21 protein-coding genes are annotated in these 23742 nt (G+C 62.5%); 8 read left to right on the forward strand and 13 right to left on the reverse strand.

Annotated features, from left to right (window positions below; genetic code table 11):
• The 5 genes from JG739_RS16890 to JG739_RS16910 form a co-directional block, all read right to left on the reverse strand.
• Positions 1 to 468, reverse strand: a complete 468-nt coding sequence (locus JG739_RS16890; protein WP_202362586.1) for a TRAP transporter small permease — start codon at positions 466 to 468, stop codon at positions 1 to 3.
• Positions 469 to 557: 89 nt separating this feature from the next.
• Positions 558 to 1547 (reverse strand): TRAP transporter substrate-binding protein, encoded by a 990-nt coding sequence (locus JG739_RS16895; RefSeq protein ID WP_202362587.1) that lies wholly within the window; start codon positions 1545 to 1547, stop codon positions 558 to 560.
• A 35-nt stretch (positions 1548 to 1582) separates the two neighbouring features.
• Entirely contained in the window at positions 1583 to 2323 is a 741-nt protein-coding gene (locus tag JG739_RS16900) for a FadR/GntR family transcriptional regulator (protein ID WP_202362588.1), read from the reverse strand.
• 312 nt (positions 2324 to 2635) lie between these two features.
• Positions 2636 to 3424, reverse strand: a complete 789-nt coding sequence (locus JG739_RS16905) for an RES family NAD+ phosphorylase (RefSeq protein WP_202362589.1) — start codon at positions 3422 to 3424, stop codon at positions 2636 to 2638.
• Positions 3384 to 3758 carry an MbcA/ParS/Xre antitoxin family protein gene (locus JG739_RS16910; protein WP_202362590.1) on the reverse strand — a complete coding sequence of 125 codons (375 nt, stop codon included), beginning with the start codon at positions 3756 to 3758 and terminating at the stop codon, positions 3384 to 3386. Before JG739_RS16910 ends, JG739_RS16905 begins: the two co-directional genes overlap by 41 nt.
• Before the next feature lie 235 nt (positions 3759 to 3993).
• Here JG739_RS16910 and JG739_RS16915 point away from each other — a divergent pair, with 235 nt between their 5' ends.
• Positions 3994 to 4413 (forward strand): GFA family protein, encoded by a 420-nt coding sequence (locus JG739_RS16915; protein ID WP_202362591.1) that lies wholly within the window; start codon positions 3994 to 3996, stop codon positions 4411 to 4413.
• A gap of 94 nt (positions 4414 to 4507) precedes the next feature.
• Positions 4508 to 4867 carry a diacylglycerol kinase gene (locus JG739_RS16920; RefSeq protein ID WP_202362592.1) on the forward strand — a complete coding sequence of 120 codons (360 nt, stop codon included), beginning with the start codon at positions 4508 to 4510 and terminating at the stop codon, positions 4865 to 4867.
• A gap of 43 nt (positions 4868 to 4910) precedes the next feature.
• On the opposite strand, the gene JG739_RS16925 is transcribed toward JG739_RS16920, so the two are convergent.
• The 4 genes from JG739_RS16925 to JG739_RS16940 form a co-directional block, all read right to left on the reverse strand.
• Positions 4911 to 5336 carry a type II toxin-antitoxin system VapC family toxin gene (locus JG739_RS16925; protein ID WP_202362593.1) on the reverse strand — a complete coding sequence of 142 codons (426 nt, stop codon included), beginning with the start codon at positions 5334 to 5336 and terminating at the stop codon, positions 4911 to 4913.
• Entirely contained in the window at positions 5333 to 5692 is a 360-nt protein-coding gene (locus JG739_RS16930) for a type II toxin-antitoxin system Phd/YefM family antitoxin (protein WP_244749463.1), read from the reverse strand. The genes JG739_RS16925 and JG739_RS16930 overlap by 4 nt, the downstream gene beginning before the upstream one ends.
• Positions 5693 to 5825: 133 nt before the next feature.
• Complete coding sequence (locus tag JG739_RS16935) at positions 5826 to 6413, reverse strand: DedA family protein (protein ID WP_202362594.1); 588 nt, start codon at positions 6411 to 6413, stop codon at positions 5826 to 5828.
• A complete protein-coding gene (locus JG739_RS16940) occupies positions 6410 to 6973 on the reverse strand; it encodes a DUF1003 domain-containing protein (protein ID WP_202362595.1) in 564 nt (187 codons plus the stop codon). The genes JG739_RS16935 and JG739_RS16940 overlap by 4 nt, the downstream gene beginning before the upstream one ends.
• A gap of 84 nt (positions 6974 to 7057) precedes the next feature.
• On the opposite strand from JG739_RS16940, the gene JG739_RS16945 reads away from it, so the two are divergent.
• The 4 genes from JG739_RS16945 (at position 7058) to gltX (ending at position 13434) form a co-directional block, all read left to right on the forward strand.
• Complete coding sequence (locus JG739_RS16945; RefSeq protein WP_202362596.1) at positions 7058 to 7771, forward strand: DNA-3-methyladenine glycosylase I; 714 nt, start codon at positions 7058 to 7060, stop codon at positions 7769 to 7771.
• Between the two features lie 149 nt (positions 7772 to 7920).
• Entirely contained in the window at positions 7921 to 9606 is a 1686-nt protein-coding gene (locus tag JG739_RS16950) for an NAD+ synthase (RefSeq protein WP_202362597.1), read from the forward strand.
• 513 nt (positions 9607 to 10119) lie between these two features.
• Positions 10120 to 11925, forward strand: coding sequence for an ABC transporter ATP-binding protein (locus tag JG739_RS16955; RefSeq protein WP_202362598.1), 1806 nt, complete (start codon positions 10120 to 10122; stop codon positions 11923 to 11925).
• A gap of 135 nt (positions 11926 to 12060) precedes the next feature.
• Entirely contained in the window at positions 12061 to 13434 is a 1374-nt protein-coding gene (gltX, locus tag JG739_RS16960) for a glutamate--tRNA ligase (protein WP_202362599.1), read from the forward strand.
• On the opposite strand, the gene JG739_RS16965 is transcribed toward gltX, so the two are convergent.
• On the reverse strand, positions 13352 to 14458 hold the full coding sequence (locus JG739_RS16965; RefSeq protein ID WP_202362600.1) for a DUF2865 domain-containing protein: 1107 nt from the start codon (positions 14456 to 14458) through the stop codon (positions 13352 to 13354). The genes gltX and JG739_RS16965 overlap by 83 nt on opposite strands.
• A gap of 65 nt (positions 14459 to 14523) precedes the next feature.
• The gene (locus tag JG739_RS16970) at positions 14524 to 16866 is read right to left on the reverse strand and encodes an NADP-dependent malic enzyme (protein WP_202362601.1); all 2343 of its coding nucleotides are present in this window, start codon (positions 16864 to 16866) and stop codon (positions 14524 to 14526) included.
• A gap of 442 nt (positions 16867 to 17308) precedes the next feature.
• On the opposite strand from JG739_RS16970, the gene JG739_RS16975 reads away from it, so the two are divergent.
• A complete protein-coding gene (locus JG739_RS16975) occupies positions 17309 to 18289 on the forward strand; it encodes an MBL fold metallo-hydrolase (RefSeq protein ID WP_202362602.1) in 981 nt (326 codons plus the stop codon).
• Positions 18290 to 18696: 407 nt separating this feature from the next.
• Positions 18697 to 20544 (forward strand): adenylate/guanylate cyclase domain-containing protein, encoded by a 1848-nt coding sequence (locus JG739_RS16980; RefSeq protein ID WP_202362603.1) that lies wholly within the window; start codon positions 18697 to 18699, stop codon positions 20542 to 20544.
• Positions 20545 to 20979: 435 nt separating this feature from the next.
• Here the strand turns inward: JG739_RS16980 and JG739_RS16985 are convergent, their stop codons facing one another.
• A complete protein-coding gene (locus JG739_RS16985; RefSeq protein ID WP_202362604.1) occupies positions 20980 to 23217 on the reverse strand; it encodes a xanthine dehydrogenase family protein molybdopterin-binding subunit in 2238 nt (745 codons plus the stop codon).
• Positions 23218 to 23227: 10 nt separating this feature from the next.
• Entirely contained in the window at positions 23228 to 23674 is a 447-nt protein-coding gene (locus tag JG739_RS16990) for a (2Fe-2S)-binding protein (protein ID WP_202362605.1), read from the reverse strand.
• Positions 23675 to 23742: the final 68 nt, after the last annotated feature.

Below are 23742 nucleotides of genomic sequence, written 5' to 3' on the forward strand. Positions count from 1 at the left end.
TTAGACCGCGATATTGGTGTCGGCCTGCGGCGGCTTGCGCAGGTGGAGGAGGTGGACAAGAGCCGCGCCGGCGAAGCCGAACAAGGTCGCGCCCAGGAAGATCCAGAACGGGATGCCGAGCGTCGGCGTCGCGTTGGCCAGGTTCCTCGAAATGTTGGTTGCCGTGACATAGGCGAGGAAGCCGGTCGCGGCGATGGCGCCGATCGAGATCGACCAGTTGACGATCCCGCGCAGGCGCGCCGGCATCGCGGCTTTGAATTCGCCCATGACGATGTTCTCGCCGTTCTGCACCACCAGTGGATAGGCGCAGAAGACCAGGCAGATGAGCAGGAAGCGCGTGAACTCCTCGGCCCCGATGAAAGGCAGCACGAAGACGCCACGCATGATCACCTGCGCGGTCGGCACGAGCACGAGGCCGGTCATGATGATGACGACGAAAGCTGTAAGAATGCGTTCGGCGATGCGCATCGCGTCCTCCCTTCCGGCCGGCGAACCGGCGCTGGCGGCGACAATTTACCAAAGGGGTTGGCCGGGGCGCGAGCCCCGGCCGTCGTCGATCACTTGACCGCCTGGATCTGCTCGATTAGCGGAGTGAAGTTCGGGAAGTCCTGCGCGATCTGCATGTTGACGCCGTCGCGGAATGCGGCGATGTCCAGCCCGTCGGCCTCGGTGATGATGGTCATGCCGCGTCCCTTCAGCTCTTCGACGAGCTTGGCCTCGCCATCCTGGGCCATTTGCAGCGACTTCTTTGCCTCGTCGTCGAGCACTTTGGTGATCGAGGCGCGCTGCGCCTCAGTCAGGCCCTGCCAGACCTCCTCATTGACGAACACGGCGAGGACGGCACGCATGTGGCCGGTCATCGAGATATGTGACTGCACTTCGTTGAGGTTGTTCGAGGCGATCATGGTCAGCGGGTTCTCTTGCCCGACCACCACGCCCGTCATCAGGGCTGTCGGCAATTCCGCGACCTCGACCGGCGTCGGGATAGCGCCGAACCCTTTGACCATCGAGACCCACAGCTCGAGCGGGACGGCGCGGAACGGCTTGCCGGCGAGATCGGCCGGCGTCTTGACCGGGAAATTGGACGAGATCTGGCGGTCGCCGCGGTAGATGCGGCCGATGATGCGCACACCCTGTGCGACGAGCTTCTCGTTGAGCGCCTGCAGCGCGGGCGACGTCGCCGGGTCGGTTGCGGCAAGCGCATGCGCGCCGTCGCGGTAGATGAAGGGAGCGTTGAACACCGCGACCTCAGGCACAAGGCGTGCGAGCGAGGCGAAGTCATGGTGGCCCATCGAAATCGAGCCAATCTTGACGCCGTCAACCATCTCGGCGACGCCGCCGAGCTGGCTCGCCGGATAAACCGTCACGGTCACTTCGTTGTTCGTGGCTGCGGCGATGCCTTTCGCGGCCTCGGCGGCGTAGATCGTCTGGATGTCGCCCTCGGCACCCACATGCGCGTAGCGCAGCTCGGCGGAGAGCGCTGCGCCCGTCATGACGAGCGCGACGGCCGCGCCTGTCAGTGCGTTGATGATGGTCCTGTGCAGCATGTCGGAAATCCTCCCTTGATTTTCATCCCTGTTGCTTAGGTCTGCGGCCTACGAACGAAGGCCGAGATGAGGCTGCGGCGACGGAATTCGTCGCCGATGGCGAAATGGTCGCGGAGCTTGCGGTCGGCCGCGTCCGCATCGCGATCGACAATCGATAGAAACACTTCGCGGTGCGCTTCCACGAGATAGTCCACGATGCCGGGCTCTGAGACAGTCACTTCGCGCCGCTGGACATGGCTGCGGCGCAGCAATTCGCCGATCGCGCCGTAGAGTGTTGTCAGTGCCTCGCTGTGCCCGGCCTCGACGATCGCCTGGTGGAAAGCGAAGTCGGCTGCGCCGCCCTCGACCGGATCGTGCAGCGTGTCCATCAGCTGGGTGAGCTTCGAGCCGATGCGCTTCAGATCGCTTTCCGTCGCGCGCTCGCAGGCAAGCCGGATCGCCTGGCACTCGATCGCAATGCGTGCCTGCATCACGTCGTCGAGGATGTCGGGCTGCTGAGCGAGGCTGAAGGTGAAGAAATCCGAGAGGACGTTGATATCGGCCTGGCGGACGTAGGCGCCCTTGCCATGGCGGATATCGAGGAAGCCGAGCATGGCGAGCGAACGCAATGCCTCGCGCAGCAGCGGCCGAGACACGCTGAGGCTCAGCGACAGTTCACGCTCGCCCAGCAGGCGCTCGCCCGGCTTCAGGGTGCCGTTCAGCAACGCGTCGCGGAAGAAGGTGAACACCTTCTCTGCGCCCGATAGGTCGTCGCCCTCGGCAAGCATCGTTAACATCGGCCGCCCCTCCTTCCCACTGGCCTTACAGTGGTCTGACCAGTGTTTCCTGAACGGAGAGTCGATGTCAAGCAGTATCAGCCGTCAGGCGGGAGCGGCCAAGCTCGCGCGATGGTCAGTTTGAGACTTCAATCCAACCAGGGTGGATGTCTGCTATCGCTCCCTGGTGCCAGGAGCTGCCAGTCTGCTACCGGCACCCGTCAAGACGTTTGGTATATGGGCGCTAAGCGTCCGCTCCTGGCACTTTCCATTTGACCAAGGCGCATCCCAGCCCAAGCGGTAGTTTAGCGTCGGATTTTCGCCAGGATCTGCTCAGCGCCCGCGCTCCCAGCGCAGTCCATTGAGCCGGGGATCGGCGGCAAACGCCGTCCTGGAAAACTCGATCCGCTTTTGCGGGAACTCACAGATCGCCTGCACGCCGAAGGCGCCCAGCCGGATGCGCCAGGTATGGGGTTCCAGCGGTTTCGGCCTGGCAAAGCCGCTGCATGACAGCAGCGCCACATTGGCGCCTTTCGGATCGCGCACGGAGCGATAGCGGATCGCCTCCAGCCCGGCTTCGCGCGCGACATCGGCAATATTTTGGCAGGCTGCGTAGTCGGTCGGGTGCGTCCACGCCGCCGCGTCGCGGTCGAGCGGCGGCCGCGTCAGGTCGATCACCTTTGTGCTGCGTATCGCGGCGGCGAAAGCGGTGTATTCGGCGGCGTCGCGCGGCCATGGCGTAGCCGGCGATTCCGCGAAGAACAGCAAGCGGTAGAAGGCCATTTCGGAAACTGCGGTCATCATGGTTTCCGCCGCGTAGTAGACGCCTTTGGTCCTGCCGGCGCGGCGGAAGCGCGAACCGTGCGGGTAGATCGATCCGTAGCGGAAGGGCGTTGCCAGGAGATAATGCAGATGCCGGCATTCCAAGGGGATTTGCGGCTTGGTTTCCTCGATCAGGTCTTCGAGGACGGCCTGTTCGTCGAGCGTATCAACGACTTTCAACGTCGAGACGCGATGCTGCGCCTCGACCATGCGCCAATACTTGCCATCGAGCCCATACTTGCCAAATCGCTTCGCGGCTTCAGACGAGAGCGCGTCGGGAGTCCAGATAGGCGATGACATCGACAAGCCCTGATATCGTCACGATTTTTTCGAGCGGGGTGCCATCGAAGGCCGTGTTGGCGTTCTTCAGCCATGCCCGGGCAACGGTCTCGTCGCCGCCGACAATGGCGTCGAGCGAGCGGAACAGACGGACGAACAGCACGGCAAGCTCGAACGGCTTGGTTCCACGCTCCAGCAGGAACTCCTGCCTGCGCATGCGCGAAACCGTGGCTTCCGAAACCCCGATGATCGAGGCCAGCATCCTGGCGGTAATGTCCAGCAGGTCTGCGGCGCGCAGCGTCGCCTTGGTCAGGACTGCATTTTCGGCCGTGTTGCCGGCGAGATCGGGTCGCATTGTCGGCAGCTTCTCCTTTCTAATGAAAATATAACCCACAATAATTCATATGGAAAGATGCTAGCCTTAACAATTGGTGGGCCGTCTGGAGGCTGTTGGCGCGGCCTGCAACTTTGTACAAACTGTGCTGTGCGGAACCCACCCATCAAATGTCGCATTTGCTTGGGCGCAGCCGCTGCAAAACTGGAATCTGGCAAGGGACGCCAAGAATGGCGACTGCGTCGGGAGGTCCGAGATGGACGACACACAAAGCGGCTCTTGCCTGTGCGGGGCTGTGCGGTTCAAGACGCGCGGGCCGTTGCGCGGCGTCATCTACTGCCACTGCTCGCAGTGCCGGAAGCAGAGCGGGCATTTCTACGCTGCAACCAATGTTGCCGATGCAGACATCACGATTATGGGCGTGGAAAGCATCACCTGGTACGAAGCATCTTCGTTTGCCAGGCGCGGTTTCTGCAAGACATGCGGCTCGTTGCTGTTCTGGAAGCCGCAGGATGATGAATATGTCTCGGTTCTGGCAGGACTGTTCGACAAGCCCACCGGACTTCAGGGCCAATGCCACATCTTCGTTGGCGACAAAGGCGATTACTACACGATCGACGATGGGCTGCCGCAGTTCGAAAAGTCGACGCCGTCGATCAAGGTCGCCGATGAGTGACAAGCTCGCCGGCAAATGATTTTTGCCGCGATCGCCTTATTCCCTTGATCCGGCCATTGCGCTATCCCCTGCCAGTGGTTCGGAAAGGTTTGGCATGCAGCGGCTGATCGATGCTTTCTACAATTCAGTGCGGGCATTTCGCAAATTGGCTTCCAGCGAAAAAGCCTTCCAGCAGGAGCTGATGCTGCTCGTGCTGGCGCTGCCGCTCGGCTGGTTTGTTTCGGTGTCGTGGCGCGGCTATGCGCTGCTGATCGGCGCGGTGCTGCTGCTGATCATGGTCGAAGTGCTGAACACCGGCATCGAGGCGGCATGCGATGCGTTCAGCCGGGAGTTCAACGTCGATATCCAGCTCGCCAAGGATTGCGGTTCGCTGGCGGTGCTGATTTCGGTGGTGATCGTTGCCGGCGTCTGGGGCATCGCCATCGTCGAGCGAATCATGGGACTACCGATCTGACAGCGCTAAGCGGTCCCCGATTGATGGTCGGCATGACGAGTTCTCAGTCCAACCAGGGATTCTTGATATCCACATGCGCGCGTTCGTAGTCCGCCGCATCGCGGGTGACGACTGTCAGGCCATGCAACAGCGCAGTTGCGGCTATGATAAGATCTGGCTGCGAAAACGTGTGGCCAATTTTACGACCCCCCTCGACCAGCAGTCGCCATTTCAGCATGACGTCTTCCGTCACAGGTAACGTGCGTTGTTCGAACATCGGTCGAACTTTGTGCGATAACCAATCGGTCAGTTCCGCGCGCCGGCCCGGATCATCCACCATCTCGATCCCGAAGCGGATTTCTGCGAGCGTCACGGAACTGACGAAGAGCGAGTCAAGCGGCTGCGCGGCAACGAAAGCGACAACCTTTGGCTCCGGCCTGGGGCGACGAAGCTCGGATAGGATGTTGGTGTCGAGAAGCCAACCGGTCACAAAAACACTTCGCGCACGGGCAGCACGTTGCGGCGCGGGGCGATGTCAATGTCACGATACGGCGAGGCCTGCATGGCGGCGATCAAGGCCTCCCCGGTCTGGTCGCCTTTGAGGCGCCGGAATTCCTCAACCGAAATGACAACGACCTCCTGGCGGCCATGCACCGTGACATGTTGAGGACCGTCGATGCGAACCCGGCGCACCAACTCACTGAAATGCGCCTTGGCGTCTTGCAGCGCCCATCGGCCTGCGCGCGGCTCGTGCGAGAGTCGTTTGGACGACTGGGAATGGGCCGAGGCCAATGTTTTATTTTTTCTAGTCATACTGACTAGAATATCACAAATCGAGATCTGCATTCAAGATGATTTGATCCACCGAACGATGGAGTATTCACATCGGATCGTTCTGCCGCAAAGTGATCCAGCAGGACTTTTCTTTTTTTGCGAGCGGCTCACCCTTAAGCACAACGAGGTCAGGTTCGGTCGGCCCTCACGTTCCCTTGGCACGTTCCTTCCTGGCGACATGGTGAGCGATGAACCAGGCAAGGACGGCCACGCCCAGCCCAATCGCCAGGGCGATCAGCAATCGCTCGTGACGGACCAACGCCTGGCCGACGATGCGCTCCGCGCCCAGCCCGAACACATAGCCGATGGTGGTGAACAATCCGGCCCAGACAATCGATGAAATGGCGTTGAGAATGACAAAGCGTGTCACGGCAATGCCGGACAATCCGGACGCGATGCCGCCGACAAGGCGCAGGCCGTAGATGAAACGGTTCGACAGCACGAAAATGTCGGGATGGGTGGAGACAAGACGATAGGCGTGGCTGAAACCCGGCCGGCCCTTCAGTTTGACCACGAACGGATGGTCGGCGAAGCTTCGTCCGAGGATAAAGAAAAAGCTGTCGCCGGCAAAAGCGCCGACGGCGGCCGCCAGAAACGCCTGCCACAGCACGAAAACATGCTGATGGGCGAAGAACCCGCCGAGGAGGGCGGCACTTTCGCCCTCGGCGACGCAGCCCAGAAAGACGGCAATCAGCCCATATTGCTCGACAAGGTTATGGATGGCATCGGTCATGAGCGCGTCCGCTGCTTCGACAGGATTTCGTCGATGCGCTTCACCTGTTCGGCCAGCTGCGCGATCTCGTCGCGCATGCCAACGATCTGGCTGTGGCGCAGTTCGTCCAGCTTCTCATGCAGCGCCATGATCTCGATCTCGGCCTTAAGATTGACCTCGTAGTCGTGGGCGGCGTCGATGCGGTCGCGCTCGGCCTGGCGGTTCTGCGCCATCATGATCACCGGCGCCTGCAGCGCAGCGACCATCGACAGGACAAGGTTGAGGAAGATGAAGGGATAGGGATCAAAGGCATCGCGCGACAGAAGCCAGACATTGCCTGACGTCCACAGGATCAGGAAGGCGATGAAGCCAAGAATGAAGGACCACGAACCGCCGATCCGGGCGATGGTATCGGCGAGGCGGTCGCCAAACGTCTGGTGAAATGCGACGGCCTTGTTGGTGTCCTTCGAGATCGTGGTGCGTTCGAGCGTGCTTTGCAGCACCTGGCTCTCGACCTGGCTCAGGCCATCCGGCCTTCGCCTCAGCCAGCGGTTTGCCAGATCTTCGATCGTCTTGTTCATTGTCGGCTCCGTCGTCAGCGATAGAGGTAGAGGCTGCCGGTTCGCACGGGAAGTGGTAGATTGACGCGACAGGGTGAGGAAGCAATGATGGATTTTCAGAAAATCCGCGCCCGCGCGGCCAAACGCAAGGGCGGGGAAGCGGTGCTGGCGTCGCTGCTGGGGCCGATGCCCGACAATGCCGCGGTGGCTGACATTAGGGACGACCGCATCCTGTCGACGATGGCCGAGCGTGTTTTCGCCGCCGGCTTCGTCTGGCGGGTCATCGAGCAGAAATGGCCGGGTTTCGAACAAGCGTTCCTTGGCTTCGAGCCGAAGCGGCTGCTGTTCCAGCCCGACGATTTCTGGCACGAACTGACAGCCGACGAGCGCATCGTGCGCAATCCGCAGAAGATCAAGTCGGTTCGCGAAAACGCGGCCTTCGTCGAGCGGGTGTCGAAGGAGCATGGCGGCTTTGGCAGGTTCCTCGCGGACTGGCCAGAAGACGACCAGGTTGGACTGATGGCCTATCTCGGCAAGCATGGCAGCCGGCTCGGCGGCAATACCGGCCAGTATTTTCTGAGGTGGCTGGAGTGGGACGCCTTCATCATCTCAGGCGACATGGCGGCCGCGCTGCGCGACGCCGGCCTCGACATCGCCGAACACCCGACATCGAAGCGGGATCTCGACAAGATCCAGAACCAGATCAATGCCTGGGCGGCGCAGACCGGGCTGCCGCGCCGGCATATTTCGCGCATCCTGGCGATGTCGATCGGCGAGAACCACTCGCCGCAGGCTCTGCGCGAATATATGGGCGAATAGGACGCGATCGGTATCCGGCGGTCCGATCGGTCCGGACACGAATGACAGTGTCATTCGGTCCGGGACACGAATGACATAGGTCATTCGGTCCGGGGTGGTCCAAGCAAACGCCATTGCCCGCCCAATTCTGTCGCGCTAAGTCAGCAGGCATGACCGACAACACCACTTCCGACATATTGCGCATCGCCGTCGCCCAGCTCAATCCAACGGTCGGCGATGTCGCCGGCAATCTCGCCAAGGCGCGCGAGGCGAGGGCGGATGCCGCCCGACAGGGCGCCGACCTCGTGCTGTTCACCGAGCTTTTCCTCGCCGGTTATCCGCCCGAAGACCTGGTGCTGAAGCCGGCGTTCCTGAACGCCTGCGAGCGGGCGGCGCAGGATTTCGCTGGCGACACTGCCGATGGCGGGCCCGGCGTCGTCATCGGCACGCCGCTGAAGCGCAAGAGCGGCACGCACAATTCGATCATCTTTGCCGATGGCGGCAAGATCCTTGCCGAGCGCTACAAGCTCGATCTGCCGAACTACGGCGAATTCGACGAGAAGCGCGTCTTCCAGGCCGGCCCTGAAATCCAGGGGCCGGTCAATTTTCGCGGCGTGCGCCTGGGAATTCCGATCTGCGAAGACATCTGGGGCGATGTCGGCGTCTGCGAGACGCTGGCCGAAAGCGGCGCGGAAATCCTGCTGGTGCCGAACGGCTCGCCCTATTATCGCGGCAAGGTCGATGTTCGCCACCAAATTGTCATTCGCCAGGTCATCGAATGCGGACTGCCGATCATCTATGCCAACCAGCTTGGCGGTCAGGACGAGCTGATCTTCGACGGCGCGTCGTTTGCCATAGGTTCCGACAAGACGCTGGCCTTCCAGATGAGCCAGTTCGAGGAAACGGTCAACGTCACCACCTGGAAGCGCAACCGCGCCGAGGGCTGGGTCTGCTCGGAAGGGCCGATGTCGAAGATCCCGGAAAAGGAGGAGGCCGACTACCGCGCCTGCATGCTGGGCCTGCGCGACTACGTCAACAAGAACGGCTTCAGGAACGTTGTGCTCGGTCTTTCCGGCGGCATCGATTCGGCGATCTGCGCAGCACTTGCCGTCGATGCGCTCGGCGAGGAGCGACTGCGCGCCGTGATGATGCCCTACCGCTACACCTCGAAGGATTCGCTCAAAGACGCCGAGGATTGCGCCCGCGCGCTCGGCTGCCGTTACGACATCGTGCCGATCTTTGAGCCGGTCGAGGGATTCCTGCATACGCTGACGCAGCTTTTCGAGGGCACCAAGCAAGGCATCACCGAGGAGAACCTGCAGAGCCGCGCGCGCGGCACCATTTTGATGGCGATCTCCAACAAGTTCGGCTCGATGGTGGTGACCACCGGCAACAAGAGCGAGATGTCGGTCGGCTACGCCACGCTCTACGGCGACATGAATGGCGGCTTCAACCCGATAAAAGACCTCTACAAGATGCAGGTCTATGCGCTGGCGCGCTGGCGCAATACGCATGTGCCGCCGGGTGCGCTGGGCCCTTCCGGCGAGGTGATCCCGAACAACATCATCGACAAGGCGCCGTCGGCGGAACTGCGCGAGAACCAGACGGATCAGGATTCGCTGCCGCCCTATCCGGTGCTGGACGACATATTGGAGTGTCTGGTCGAGAACGAGATGGGTGTCGACGAGATTGTTGCCCGCGGCCACGACCGGGCAACGGTGACGCGCATCGAGCACCTGCTCTACATCGCCGAATACAAGCGCCGGCAGGCAGCGCCGGGCGTCAAGATCACCAAAAAGAATTTCGGCCGCGACCGCCGTTATCCCATCACCAACCGGTTCAGGGACGGCGGCTAGGCTGTGCATGCCGTTCCTTTTGAGCGGCGTGGCGGTGCGGAGCCTTTTGACACATCGGCGGGACCGCGCCCCCCTCTGCCCTGCCGGGCATCTCCCCCACTTGGGGGGAGATTGGCAGCTTCACCGACTGTGGCGCACAACCCTCCGTTGTGGCAAAGTTGCCTCACTGGTTGGACCAGATGGGCTTTTGGCCGCTCTCTGGCTTGGCGCGGCGTCGAGGCGTCTCTATAAAGGCTGTCTCCGCGATTCCCCTTTTCGGGAGGACCGAATGCCAGGATTTGACATCGTTATGCGAGGCCGCGAAGCCTAGGTCGCAGACGGCGCGCCGGAAGGTTCTCACCTTCATGGCCAAGCCCATCTGACAACAGGCGTTCGTCGATGCCGGTCGCCGCCCATATTCGGGCGAGCCGCCAATTTGCCAAACCTCCGCATTCCTGGGCGCCAACGCGCCCCTCGCGGGTTTTCAATTTTCGACCTTACCGGGACCGGGCTCTCTTGCGCCCGAATGACATCATGGCTCGTTTTCAGATCGATTTGCGCGCCGGCGCCTTTCGCAGCGTCCTTGGCTTCACGCTCAGCCATTGGCGGCGCCAGCCGTGGCGGCTTTCGCTCATCATGGGCACGTTCCTGCTGTCGACCTTGGCCGACGTGCTGACGCCGCTCTATTCCGGACGGCTGGTCGACGCCGTCGCCAGCAGTGCTGCGGCCGACGACGTCGCCTGGAATGCGGCGATGGCGGCCTTTTCGATGCTGGTGGCGCTGGCGCTCACTGGCGTCGTGCTGCGCAACCTCGCCTTCATGGCCATCGTCGAACTGACCCTGAAGATGATGGCGGATATCGCCGCCGACGCCTTCCACCGCGTCCAGCGCTTCTCCACCGACTGGCACGCCAACAGCTTCGCCGGATCGACCGTGCGCAAGATAACCCGTGGCATGTGGGCGCTCGACCTGCTCAACGACACGATCCTGATCGCACTGCTGCCGTCGGTGGTCATGCTCGTCGGCTCGACGCTGCTGCTCGGCTGGTTCTGGCCGCTGATGGGTGCTGTCGTCGCCGCAGGCTCGGTGCTGTTCATCGCGGTGACGGCGCTGCTGTCGCTTGGCTATGTCGCGCCCGCGGCAAGGCTTGCCAATGCATGGGACACGCGCCTGGGCGGCTCGCTGGCCGATGCGGTGAGCTGCAACGCCGTGGTCAAGGGTTTTGGCGCCGAGGAACGCGAGGAAACGCGCCTCGCCAAAGTCGTCGCCAGATGGCGCGCCCGCACGCGCCGCACCTGGGTGCGCGGCACCATCAACGGCACCACGCAAGGCTCGATGCTGCTGCTTCTGCGAACAGCGGTGATCGGATTCTCCCTGCTTTTGTGGTCGTGGGGGCGGGCGAGCGCCGGCGATGTCACCTTCGTGCTGACCTCGTTCTTCGTGCTGCAAGGCTATCTGCGCGATATCGGCACGCACATCCGCAATCTGCAGCGCTCGATCAACGACATGGAGGAACTGGTCGACTTCCAGTCCGAGCCGCTCGGCATCGAGGATGTGCCCGGCGCCAAACCGATCCGCATCACCGATGGCCGCATCAGCTTCGACAACGTCACCTTCCATTACGGCAGCCACCGACTGCCGCTGTATCGCGACTTTTCGGTGGACATCGCGCCGGGCGAGCGCGTCGGGCTGGTCGGCCATTCAGGTTCGGGCAAGACGACCTTCGTCAAGCTGATCCAGCGGCTTTACGACGTGAACGCGGGGACCATCCTGATCGACGGCCAGGATATCTCCGTGGTGGCGCAGGCATCGCTGCGCGGGCAGATCGCCATCGTCCAGCAGGAGCCGATCCTGTTCCACCGGTCGCTGGCCGAAAACATCGCCTATGCCCGGCCGAGCGCCACGCAGGCCGAGATCGAGCACGCCGCACGGCTGGCAAGCGCGCACGATTTCATCGTCGACCTGCCGAAAGGCTATGGCACGCTGGTCGGCGAGCGCGGCGTGAAACTATCGGGCGGCGAGCGCCAGCGGGTGGCGATCGCGCGGGCTTTCCTCGCCGATGCGCGGATCCTCATTCTGGACGAAGCGACTTCCAGCCTCGATTCAGAATCGGAGGTGCTGATCCAGCAGGCGATGGAACGGTTGATGGTCGGCCGCACGACGCTGGTCATCGCGCACCGGCTTTCGACGGTGCGGGCGCTGGACAGGCTTCTGGTGTTCGATCGCGGCCGCATCGTCGAGGAGGGCTCGCACGATCAACTGATCCGGCTGCAAGGCGGCATCTACCGCCGGCTGTTCGAGCGCCAGGCGCTCGAATTGACCAAGGGGTTGGCGATCTGACGACTTAGCGCCGCGCGCGTCTGTCAGAGCGCCGCGCGGCGCTGCCGCCTTTTCATCGCCTTCGTCATGTCCTATGTCTGCGGCCGAGCGCGGGGGCGTCTTGTCAACAGCAAAACCATCCGGTACGCCCCGTTCATGACAGTAACCGTCCGTTTCGCCCCATCACCCACCGGCCGCATTCATATCGGCAATGCCCGCACTGCGCTGTTCAACTGGCTATTCGCCATGAACAACAAGGGCCGCTTCATCCAGCGCTTCGACGACACCGACGTTGCCCGCTCGACGCAGGAATTCTCCGACGCCATCCTCTATGACCTGCATTGGCTGGGCATTTTTCCCGACGCCACGGAATACCAGTCGCGGCGCTTCGAGATCTACGATGCGGCGGTGGAGAAATTGAAGGCGGCGCGCCTTCTCTATGCCTGCTACGAAACACCGGAAGAGCTCGATCTCAGGCGCAAGGTGCGCCGCACCCGCGGCCTGCCGCCGGTCTACGGCCGCGAGGCACTGACGCTGACGGCTGAGCAGATCGCCGAATACCAGGCCGATGGCCGCCGGCCGCACTGGCGCTTTCTCCTGCCCAATTTCACCAGCGACCCGTTGCAGCCGGAGCGCACCGAAATCCACTGGGACGATCTGGTGCGCGGCGAGGAAACCGTCGACCTTGCCTCGCTTTCCGACCCGGTTCTCATGCGCGAGGACGGCACCTACCTCTATACTCTGCCTTCGGTGGTCGACGACATCGATATGGGCGTCAGCCATGTCATCCGCGGCGACGACCACGTCACCAATACCGGCGTCCAGTTAGCCTTGTTCCAGGCGCTGGGTGCCGAGCCACCGGTGTTCGGCCACCACAATCTGTTGACCACCGCATCGGGCGAGGGCCTGTCGAAGCGGAGCGGTGCGCTGTCCATCGAAAGCCTGCGCGAGACCGGCATCGAGCCGATGGCCGTCGCCTCGCTGGCGGTGCTCGTCGGCACCTCGGAAAACGTCGTTGCCGTGCAGACGATGGCTGAGCTTGCCGAGCGCTTCGATCCGGCGGCGACATCGAAATCCGCCGCCAAATTCGATCCGGACGAGCTCTTCGTGCTCAACCGCGCGCTGCTGCACCATATGCCGTTTTCCGAGGCGCGCGACCGGCTGATCGTGCTCGGCATTTCCGGCGAACAGGCTGAGCCCTTCTGGCTGGCGGTGCGCGGCAATCTCGACAGGCTGGCCGATGCAGCAATCTGGTGGCGCACGCTTCGCGACGGCCCGCAGGAGCAGCCGGACTTTTCCGACGCCGACCGCGAGTACCTTCGCCAGGCGTTCGACCTTTTGCCGGAAGACCCCTGGAACGGGTCGGTCTGGAAGGAGTGGACCGGCAGGATCAGGGAAGCGACCGGCCGCAAGGGCAAGGCGCTGTTCACTCCGCTCAGGCTGGCGCTTACCGGCCAGCCCTCGGGGCCGGAGCTTGCAGATCTGTTGCCGCTGCTGGGTCGGGAAGGAACGCTGGCCCGACGACCCTGACCTTGCGCTGTTCCGGCGGCGGCAAGGTCGTCGGCGAGGGTTTTACGGCGAGGCGCTCGATGGCTTCGCCTTCGACATTGGCCAAACTCTCGGGGTCGGCGGGGGGTTCCGGGCCTGGCGGGTTGCCGGCAATGATCTCGAAATTCTGTGCAGCGTTGCAGCCGCAGGCCGGCGGGCGCGCGGGCTGCTTGTAGAGATAGGCGGTCGGCAGTTCGCTGTAGGGCCTGCCGGTGACCGAAGACGTCATGCCGCCCGAGTCGTCGCCAAAGCCGCGCGTATAAAACACCTGCATCTCGGTGCCGGGGCAACTCGAATCGCAGTTCTTCTGGTCGCGCTCGAAATCGCCCAGCGAGGCGGCGTTCGACATCGGGAAGAAATAGCCGTCGCAGGCGCGCACGCACATGGTGCGGAATTCGCCGAGCGGCTGGCCCATGTCGTCGGCGAGCATGGTGCGGATGTCGCGCGGGCCTACAGCTTGGTCGGGCGCTTCAGGCCGGTCGCGCGCGCCGGGTTCAATTGCGTCGCTGCCCAAAAGCTGGTCGAGCAAGTTTCCGGTTCCACGGCTGGCGTCGCGGCCCGGTACCGGCTTTGGCGGCGCCGCATCATCGCGGCAGCCATTGGCGTCGAGCGAATCCAATATACGTGCGCGATCGCGGCCCGAGCCGCCGCCGGCGAGTTCAGCGCGCTTGGCTTGCAAGCCGTCGAGATTGGCTGCCATGCGATCGATGGTGGCGTCGAGTGTGGCGCATGCGTTGGCGTTGCGGCGCGACAGCGAAAAGCCGCAGCCGGCGCGGCTGGATTGGCTGACCGCCTTTGAAATCTGCTGGCGCTGCCGCACGATTGCATCATCATATTTGCTGAGCAGGGCCGGCTTGCTGCCGCCACCGCGCGAAGCGGCCGCGAGATCGGCTTCCAGCTGCCGGCAAACACCGGAGGCGGCCTGCAGTTCGGTGGCGGCAAAGCCTGACAGCGCCAGGGCACCGAGCAGCGATGCGGCACGCGTCAGCTTCCACCGTCGGCCCATCCGGAACTCCGATTGCCTCGTCCGTTGCGAAAGGTACCGCGTCTGCGGTTAACTGTTCATTGAGCTTACCGCGAAAGGCCGGTTTCGCCCAAACTTACGACCGCCTGCGCCTTATGGGCCGCTTCGACCACGGCGAGCGCCGTCATGTTGACGACGCCGCGCGATGTCACCGACGGCGTCAAGATATGCGCCGGCCTGTCGGTGCCGAGCAGGATCGGGCCGACATGCAGCGCGTCCATCATCGCGCGCAGCGCGGTGAGCGTGATGTTCGCCGAATCGAGATTGGGGAAGACCAGCAGATTGGCTTCGCCCTTCAACCGCGAATGCGGATAGACCCGCTGGCGCAGCGGCTCCGACAGAGCCGAGTCGGCATGCATCTCGCCGTCGCATTGCAGGTCCGGCGCGATGCGCGCCAGGATCGCCGCTGCCTGGCGCATCTTGAGCGCGCTTGGCGAATCGCGCGAGCCGAAATCCGAATGCGACAGCAGGGCGGCCTTGGGCTCGATGCCGAAGCGCTGGATTTCCTCGGCCGCCAGCACCGTCATCTCGGCGATCTCCTCGGCGGTCGGATCGACGGTGACATGGGTGTCGGTCAGGAAAATGATGCCGCGCTGCGAGATCAGCATGGAAAGCGTCGACAGGTCGTTATCCTTGATGCCGGGGCGCGGGCCGATGATCAGGGTGACATTGCGCAAATGCCGCTCGAAACGTCCTTCCAGGCCGCAGACCATGGCGTCGGCGTCGCCACGCTTGAGGGCAAGTGCGGCGATCACCGTGTTGTCGGTGCGCACCATGGTGCGGGCGGCTTCCGTCGTCACGCCACGCCGGCCGGCATGTTCGATCAAAAGGTCGACATAGTGCCGATAACGCGGATCGTCCTCGGGATTGATCAGGCCGAAATCGACACCCGGCTTGATGCGCAGTCCGTAGCGTCTCAGCCTGACTTCGATGACATGCGGGCGGCCGATCAGGATCGGCTCGGCGATGCCTTCTTCCAGCACCACCTGGGCGGCGCGCAGCACGCGCTCGTCCTCGCCGTCGGCATAGATGACGCGCTTGGCGCTCGACGTCTTGGCCATCGTGAACACCGGCTTCATGACCAGGCCGGAGCGGAAGACGAAGCGGTTGAGCGTATCGATATAAGCGGCAAAGTCGGTGATCGGCCGTGTCGCGACGCCGGTGTCGCAGGCGGCCTTGGCCACCGCCGGCGCGATGCGCAGGATCAGCCTGGGATCGAAGGGCGAGGGGATCAGGAAATCAGGCCCGAAGATCGGCGTTTCGCCGGAATAGGCGCGGGCGGCGACATCTGACGGCTCTTCGCGGGCAAGGGCGGCGATCGCCCGCACCGCAGCCATTTTCATCTCTTCGTTGATGGCGCTGGCGCCGCAGTCCAGCGCGCCACGGAAAATGTAAGGAAAACAAAGTACGTTGTTGACCTGATTGGGGAAATCGGAACGGCCGGTGCAGATCATCGCGTCGGGTCGCGCCGCCCGTGCCGCTTCCGGCATGATCTCGGGATTGGGGTTGGCCAAGGCCAGGATCAGCGGTTTCGGCGCCATGAGCTGGAGCAATTCCGGTTTCAGCACGCCGGCGGCCGAAAGCCCCAGGAACACGTCGGCGCCCGGCAGCACATCGGCCAGCGTGCGCGCCTCGGTGTCCTTCACATAAGGGTCCTTCCAGCGGTCCATCTCGTCGACGCGGCCCTTGTAGGCGACGCCGAAACGGTCGGTGACCCAAATGTTTTCAATGCGTGCGCCGAGCAAAACCAGCAAGTTGAGGCAGGCGAGGGCGGCTGCCCCGGCGCCGGAGGTGACGATTTTTATGTCGGAGATCGTCTTGCCGGCAAATTCCAGCCCGTTGAGCACCGCGGCGGCGACGATGATCGCAGTGCCGTGCTGGTCGTCGTGGAAGACCGGTATGGCCATGCGCGCCTTCAGCCGTTCCTCGACCTCAAAACATTCGGGCGCCTTGATGTCCTCGAGGTTGATGCCGCCGAAAGTCGGCTCCAGCGCCGAGATCGTCTCGACCATACGCTCGATGTCAGGCGCGTCGATCTCGATGTCGAAGACGTCGATGCCGGCGAATTTCTTGAACAGCACCGCCTTGCCTTCCATCACCGGCTTCGAAGCCAGCGGGCCGATATTGCCGAGGCCGAGCACCGCCGTACCATTGGAGACGACGCCAACCAGATTGGCGCGTGCCGTGTAGTCGGCGGCGGCCGCCGGATTGTCGCGGATTTCGAGACAAGGCGCCGCGACGCCCGGCGAATAGGCAAGCGCCAGATCGCGCTGGTTGCCGAGCGGCTTTGTCGCCTGGATTTCAAGCTTTCCAGGGCGTGGGTGCTTATGGAAATAGAGGGCGGCTTCGTCGAGGTCCGACCGGGCTGCTTTCTTGTTTTCGCCTTGCATGCGGCCGCTCCTCAGTTCAGTCCGTTGCTGTTTTGAGTCTCTTAGCATGCAGCCGAGGCTTTTCGAGAGGTGATATGTCGCAAGCGCGACCCTTATGGCTTTGGAGCGCAGCGCTGCCTAGTGCGGTCTGCCATTGAATGTTGGGACGACAGGCGGGGTGCTGCGGCGAGCCACGCCGCCGGCGCCATTTCTTGACACTCATGATGATTCTCCGAAGCCGACATTTGCGATGCGGCTGGAGTCGACCCGATGCCGACATAGAACCACCGGCACGGAAGGTCCATAAGGTGGCAAAGCCGTGCCGAAAGCCCGACGGGATTTCGAGAGGCCAACCGGGCAGCTGTGCTATCATGCTGTCGAGAGTGTCCGATTGCGGCCCTTCGGGTTGTGATTTGGCAGGATCGGCTTGTCTAGCGGCCGCCAGGGCAGAAGGGAGGATGCTATGACCATTTCCCGACGTGATTTGCTGACCTATTCTTCCGTGGGAGCGGTCGGCATGTTGCTAGCTTTGCCGACTGCACGCGAGGCTATAGCAGAAGCACCCCTCAGCGGCGTTCAGGTTCCTGGAGTATACCGCTTCAAAATTGGTTCATTTGAGATCACTGTCATTAGCGACGGCACCATCAGTTTTCCGCCCGAAGTTCTTTGGCCAGAGGTGAGTAAGGACGAGCGGGATACTGTGTTGGGCAGTGATTTCACCTCAACCGAGACGGTTGTCCTTCAAACCAACGTGCTTGTCGTCAACACGGGGGATCATCTCGTTCTCATCGATGCAGGGTCGCGCGGGAAGTTGATGCCTACGGCGGGCAAATTCCTTGCAAATCTTGCAGTCGCGGGAGTTAAGCCGGAGCAGGTCGATATTGTCGTCGTCACGCATGCTCACCCGGACCACCTCTGGGGTGTGACCGATGCCGTGGATAAAGAGCGGACGTTCGTGAACGCCGAATACGTGTTTTGCGAGGACGAACTGAATTTCTGGCGCATGCCAAACCATCCATTCGAAACGGACGCCAACTGGAGCTTCATTTGGCGACGCAACACGTACAACTTCGAAGCAATCGATGATCGCATCCGCACTATAAAGGCCGGCGGCGAGGTCACCCCTGGTATCGTGACAATGAGCACGCCGGGCCATACTCCAGGCCACGTTTCCGTTCACATAGCCTCGGAAGGGGAAGAACTCGTCTGCACCGGCGACGTGGTCGGAAATCGCGCTGTCGGATTTCAGCATCCTGACTGGCGCGGTGGCTTCGATCTCGACCTCGATCAGGGCGTTAAGACTCGCCGGTCGTTTCTCGATAGTGCCGCTTCGAAAAAGGTTCTTGTCGCAAGCTATCATCTCCCCTTCCCGGGCTTGGGCCACGTCGCCCGACAAGGGACGGCCTACCGCTGGATCCAAGCCGATTGGATGTGGGATTTGTAGCGCGCCTTCGCCTCAGTCTTCCGTAATCGGCAAATCGGGCAGTCTCGGTAGGTGGCTCTGCGACACCACATCTAGCCGGAAGCTTATCTCCGTTAGGTGTCAAAGCGGTGTTCCGCGCAAGAGTCCGCTTTCCGGGAGAAAATTTGAGCCTGGAATGTCCGACTAGGGTCATGGGCGTGACTTCGACTGAGGGCAAATGAGCTCCCACTTACGGTGTCGTTCCCGCCGTTCCGACCGTTGGATTCTGCAGGACCATCGGCAAACGCTTTAGCTGCAAAAGCGTTTTTCGTTCCTTGCGGTATTCTCCGAGTGCCGGTGACGACGAACCTGGGAACCCACAGAAAATTGCCGCTGCTTCTCCTCCAGATTTGTGGTAATTTTGGCTAGTAGGTGCTGAGGGTCCGATTATGGACCGGAAGCTTGCAGCTATTCTTGCGGCCGATGTCGTTGGCTACTCCAAAATGATGGAGTCCGACGAGCAGGGAACCTTTGAACGCCTGCGATCCGGCCGCAAGGAGCTGTTCGAGCCCGAAATAGCCCGTCATCACGGCCGTATTTTCAAACTCATGGGCGATGGGCTGCTGGCCGAGTTCGCGAGCGTTGTTGACGCCGTCGAATGCGCCGTTGCTCTTCAGTGCGGACTTGCTGAACGGAACTCATCTGTTGCGGAGGACGACCGCATCAACGTGCGTATCGGCGTCAATTTGGGCGAGCTGATCATCGAAGGCGAGGACTTTTACGGTGAAGGCGTCAACATAGCTGCTCGCCTTGAGCATATGGCTGAGCCTGGCAGCGTTTATGTATCGGGCAAAGTCGCTCACGAAGTCGAAAAGAAACTTTCCTTTGGCTTCGAGCCCTTGGGCAAGCACCGGATGAAAAACATTGACGAACCCGTCTCCGTCTTCCGTGTCAAGGTCCAAGGCACTCCAAAAATCAGGTCCCGTTCCAGACGTCGGAGTTCATTTGTGCCGTGGGCAGTTGCGGCATCGGTAGCAGTGCTTGCGGCCACCGGAGGGGCGTGGCTCTATTTCGATCGTCTCGGGACTCCGGCTTCCGGCAGTGCTCCCTCCATCGCCGTTCTCGCTTTCGACAACATGAGCGGGGACCCAAGCCTTGGCTATTTCAGCGATGGCGTGAGCGAGGACATTATCGCTGGCCTGGCAAGATCGACCGATCTGTCGGTCATAGCCCGGAACTCGTCGTTCACATACAAGGGCAAGCCCACCGACGTCCGGCAGATCGGCACTGACCTCAACGTCAACTATGTCCTGGAGGGGAGCGTCAGGAAGGATGCGGACCAGGTTCGGATTGTGGCGCAGCTGATCAACGCAAAGACGGGCGCTCACGTCTGGGCAGAGCGGTTTGATCAGTCAGGCAGCAACCCGATGGCACTTCAGGATGCAGTGACGGAGAGAATTGTCGGAGCCCTCGCAAGCGAGACCGGGCAGATAAAGCGGTCAAGTTATCGCGAGGCTTGGGGCAAGGACGCCGCAAGTCTCGAGGAATATGATTACTACCTTCGAGGGCATGACAAACTTCTTCAAAACACGCCGGAGGCCGTCGAGGAAGCTTACCAAATATGGACGGAGGCGATTTCAAAATACCCTGAGTCCTCACTCCTGAAGTTCAAGATGGGGTTCCTCTACTACATCCGTGCCAGCAATGGATGGTCAAAAGATCCAGAGGAAGACCTGCGCCTTGTGGGTGAGATGGCAAGGGAGGGCATGTCCAAACCGAATTTGTCGCCATTGGAAAAGAAATTGGGGAATTGGCTTCTCGCCTATGCAAGTCACGTCGAACGCGACTTCAAGAAGGCCCTGGCCCAAGCTGAAGCGGCAATCGCCATGGCGCCCGGCGATGCATACATGGCTGCTGTCTTGGCTGATGTGGCCACCGGGGCTGGAGATACCCAAAAGGCGGTATCATGGTCAGACTTCGGCATCCGGAATGATCCGGCTTTGTCCTACTTGTATTTGTGGTTCAAGGGCTGGGCATTGACTGCAGGCGGCAAATATCAGGATTCGGCCGCAGTTATGGAGGAACAGGACGACTGGGTCGTGCACATTCCGGTGATCAAGGCCATCAACTTCGTCAACATGGGGATGCTGGAGGAAGCCAAAGCGAACATAAAGAAGGCACTCGAGTTCGACCCGAGTTGGTCGGCAGCGAAATGGCGGGAAATCACTTTCGTCGACGACGAGGTTCTTGACCGACAGGTGAGTGACTTGATCAAGGCCGGGTTGCCCGAGAGGTAGCTCAGGGTAGACTGGCTATCCGAGTAGGGTGCCGCGGCACAACAGCTCAAGGTCTGCATGGGTCGATTCCGGCGGCCTGGTTTTCGCAAAGTCCCGGATTAAAGCGACTGTTTTGCGTCTGACCCGCGTGTTATCGCGAAGCCTTTGTGATATGTTTCCTGCCCCACCGAAGCGAGGCCAAATGGCTGCGGAGGGAGCCCAATGAATATCGCAGCTTGGCTCAGAGGCTTGCCAAAATACTGCCGCGTGGCGGCGCGGCCGACCACGCCCTGCAGGTGAGGTCCGGCACCGTTCCGGGTGGTCGCGATCTGGTGGCAGGCCCGCAGCGCTGCCGGAACAGGCGCTCTCCTGAACCGGGGCCCGCCTCCTGGGCAACGGACATACCCGTTGCCCAGGCTGCTGCGATCATCGTCAAGGCAGGAAGTATGAGATGCCTTATCCTTCCATGCCTTTCAGGTCGAGCTTCGAGAGGGGCAGGCTGCGGATACGCTGGCCCGTGAGCACCGAGGCGGCATTGACCACCGCCGGCGGCACGCCGGGCAGGCCAGGCTCGCCGACGCCGCCCATCGGCGCACCGCTTTCGACGATGCGAACATGCACGCGCGGCATGCGGTCTGGAGGCAGGATCGGATAGCCGTCGAAATTGCGCGCCTGCGGCATGCCGTCGACATAGACGACTTCCTCCAGCAATGCCGAGGACAGGCCAAGTGCGACTGCCGAGTTCACCTGCGCCTCGATGATGGCCGGATTGACGATGCTTCCGGGATCGATGGCCACCCATATCTGGTGCACGACGACCTCGCCGTCGCGCAGCGAGACTTCGGCGATCGTCGCCACCTCGCTGCCGAAGGGCGAGGCCATCGCGACGCCGCGCGCGCGGCGGCTGCCGTCCTCCGCCGCGAAGGGACCGCGCTTCCACCCCCCGGCCAGATCGGCGACTGCCTGCAGAAGCTTGCTGTGGCGCGGGCTGTCCGCGAGAAGCCGCAGCCGCAGTTCGTAGGGGTCCTGCTGACCTGCGTCGGCCATTTCATCGAAGAACGTCTCGTAGAAGAAGTCGTTCATCGAATGACCAACCGACCGCCAGAAGCCGATGATCGCCGGATCATCGACGTGAACCTGGCCGACGCGCCGGTTCGCAATCGCATAGACCTTACCCGCGATGCCTTCGACGGCGGAGCTGTCCACCTTGTCCGGCTGGCGACCGAACCAACGTCCTGTCGGACCTTCACCCACCGCAACGGCATCCAGAGCGACCGGCAAACCGTCGCCGTCGAGACCGGCGCGGAAACGGGCTACCCCCATTGGTCTCATCGTGTCGCGCAGGAATTCCTCCTCGCGGCTCCAGATCAGCTTGACGGGACGACCTGCCGCCTTCGCCAGCAGGATCGCCTGCGGGAACGGATTGGCCGTCTGATAAAGGAAATGCCGCCCGAAGAAGCCGCCGAGCATAGGTGAGTGGATGATCACCTTGCCCGGCTCTATGCCTGCGACCTTTGCAGCCTCGGCCTGGAACATCTCGGGCGCCTGGTTTGGGATCCAAAGCTCGAGAGTCCCGTCGGCATTCCAACGCGCGATCGCCGAGGGCGGCTCGAGCTGCCCGTGCACGAGGTAGGGAGCGTCATAGGTCGCCTCCACGATCCGCGCTGCGCCGGCAAGGCTGCCTGCGGCATCGCCTTCCTGCTCGAAAGCGACGCCGTCTCCGGGTGTCGACTTCAACATTGCCTTGTGGGTCTCGGAGGAGAAATCAGCCGGCATGACGCGAGGCGTTGCAGCCGCAGGCTCCGTCCAGGTCACCTGCAGGGCTTCCACCGCGCGGCGCGCCCGCCACCAGCTGTCAGCGACGACCGCCACGGCGCCGGCCAAGCGGTGAATCGAGTGCACGCCGGGCATGGCCTTAACCTCGGCCTCGTTCGTCAAGACGCCCGGCTCCCCGCCGAGGCGCGGGGTGTGCTGGACGGCGGCGTGAAGCATGCCGTCGACCTTGAGGTCGATTGCATACTGCGCGCGTCCCGTGGACTTGTCACGCGCGTCGAGCCTTGCGACCGGCTTGCCGATCCAGCGGAAGTCGGCACGGTCGCGCAGTACGACATCTGTCGGCACCGACAGAGCCGCGGCCGCATCGGCGAGCTCGCCGTAAGGGATCGCCCGCCCGGACGCTGCATGGATCACGCGGCCCGGTTCGGTGGACAGCTCCGAGATCGACAGCCCGAGCCGCGCGGCCGCTGCCTGCAGCAGCATCTGGCGTGCCGAGGCGCCAAGCTTGCGCATGGTCTCGTAGCTCGTGCGCACCGACATGCTGCCGCCGGTAAAGCGGCCGCCGCCGATCAGGAGATAATCGGGGCCGGGAGGCGCTCCCTCGACAGTAAAGTTGACGGGATCGACGTCCAGTTCCTCGCCGACGATCTGCGCCATGGCGGTGAAGATGCCTTGCCCGCCTTCGATGAAGGCACTGCGGAACAGCACGGTGCTGTCGGGGCGGATTTCCAGAAACGCACTGACCCGACTTCCGGGCGTGATCGATTCGGCGGCCTGCGCCCGGGCGCGTCCGACCGGCACCGTGACGGATAGGACGAGCGCTGCGGCGCCACCGAGAAAGCCGCGGCGCGAGACGTTGAGCGGACCGTCCTCGCTGCCCGTGGACCGGTGGTTGCGAAGAGGAGTCATGTCGTTCATGGTTTCCTCCTCACGCCTGCGCGGCCTGCCGGACGGCAGCCGAGATCGCGTTGTAGGTGCCGCAGCGGCAGAGGTTCACCATTGCGCCGGCGATATCCTCCTCGGTCGGCTGCGGGGTCTGCTTGAGCAGCGCCGTCGCAGCCATCACCTGGCCGGACTGGCAGTAGCCGCATTGCGGCACCTGATTGGCGACCCACGCCTCGACCACCTTCCGGCCCTCGGTATCCTGTTCGATCGCCTCGATCGTCGTGACCGCCGTTCCGACGACGCCGTCGACCGTCGTCACGCAGGATCGCGTGGCCTGTCCGTCGATCAGCACCGTGCATGCGCCGCACTGGGCGACGCCGCAGCCATACTTCGTTCCGGTCATGCCCAGCGTGTCACGTAGCACCCAGAGCAGCGGCGTATCCGGTTCGACGTCGACCTGAAATGTCGAGCCGTTGATGGTCAGTTCCATGGCCTTCACCTTTTTGGTTCGCGGGAAAGCCAACACGACTGGCTGCCGGCTTGTCGGACCTGCAGGCT

This window comes from Mesorhizobium sp. L-2-11, from assembly GCF_016756595.1.
Lineage (GTDB): Bacteria > Pseudomonadota > Alphaproteobacteria > Rhizobiales > Rhizobiaceae > Mesorhizobium.

Coding starts and splice junctions, on each gene's coding strand:
- JG739_RS16890 (WP_202362586.1), bottom strand. CDS start 468: ATGCGCATCGCCGAACGCATTCTTACAGCTTTCGTCGTCATCATCATG.
- JG739_RS16895 (WP_202362587.1), bottom strand. CDS start 1,547: ATGCTGCACAGGACCATCATCAACGCACTGACAGGCGCGGCCGTCGCG.
- JG739_RS16900 (WP_202362588.1), bottom strand. CDS start 2,323: ATGTTAACGATGCTTGCCGAGGGCGACGACCTATCGGGCGCAGAGAAG.
- JG739_RS16905 (WP_202362589.1), bottom strand. CDS start 3,424: ATGTCATCGCCTATCTGGACTCCCGACGCGCTCTCGTCTGAAGCCGCG.
- JG739_RS16910 (WP_202362590.1), bottom strand. CDS start 3,758: ATGCGACCCGATCTCGCCGGCAACACGGCCGAAAATGCAGTCCTGACC.
- JG739_RS16915 (WP_202362591.1), top strand. CDS start 3,994: ATGGACGACACACAAAGCGGCTCTTGCCTGTGCGGGGCTGTGCGGTTC.
- JG739_RS16920 (WP_202362592.1), top strand. CDS start 4,508: ATGCAGCGGCTGATCGATGCTTTCTACAATTCAGTGCGGGCATTTCGC.
- JG739_RS16930 (WP_244749463.1), bottom strand. CDS start 5,692: ATGCAGATCTCGATTTGTGATATTCTAGTCAGTATGACTAGAAAAAAT.
- JG739_RS16935 (WP_202362594.1), bottom strand. CDS start 6,413: ATGACCGATGCCATCCATAACCTTGTCGAGCAATATGGGCTGATTGCC.
- JG739_RS16940 (WP_202362595.1), bottom strand. CDS start 6,973: ATGAACAAGACGATCGAAGATCTGGCAAACCGCTGGCTGAGGCGAAGG.
- JG739_RS16945 (WP_202362596.1), top strand. CDS start 7,058: ATGATGGATTTTCAGAAAATCCGCGCCCGCGCGGCCAAACGCAAGGGC.
- JG739_RS16950 (WP_202362597.1), top strand. CDS start 7,921: ATGACCGACAACACCACTTCCGACATATTGCGCATCGCCGTCGCCCAG.
- JG739_RS16955 (WP_202362598.1), top strand. CDS start 10,120: ATGGCTCGTTTTCAGATCGATTTGCGCGCCGGCGCCTTTCGCAGCGTC.
- gltX (WP_202362599.1), top strand. CDS start 12,061: ATGACAGTAACCGTCCGTTTCGCCCCATCACCCACCGGCCGCATTCAT.
- JG739_RS16965 (WP_202362600.1), bottom strand. CDS start 14,458: ATGGGCCGACGGTGGAAGCTGACGCGTGCCGCATCGCTGCTCGGTGCC.
- JG739_RS16970 (WP_202362601.1), bottom strand. CDS start 16,866: ATGCAAGGCGAAAACAAGAAAGCAGCCCGGTCGGACCTCGACGAAGCC.
- JG739_RS16975 (WP_202362602.1), top strand. CDS start 17,309: ATGACCATTTCCCGACGTGATTTGCTGACCTATTCTTCCGTGGGAGCG.
- JG739_RS16980 (WP_202362603.1), top strand. CDS start 18,697: ATGGACCGGAAGCTTGCAGCTATTCTTGCGGCCGATGTCGTTGGCTAC.
- JG739_RS16985 (WP_202362604.1), bottom strand. CDS start 23,217: ATGAACGACATGACTCCTCTTCGCAACCACCGGTCCACGGGCAGCGAG.
- JG739_RS16990 (WP_202362605.1), bottom strand. CDS start 23,674: ATGGAACTGACCATCAACGGCTCGACATTTCAGGTCGACGTCGAACCG.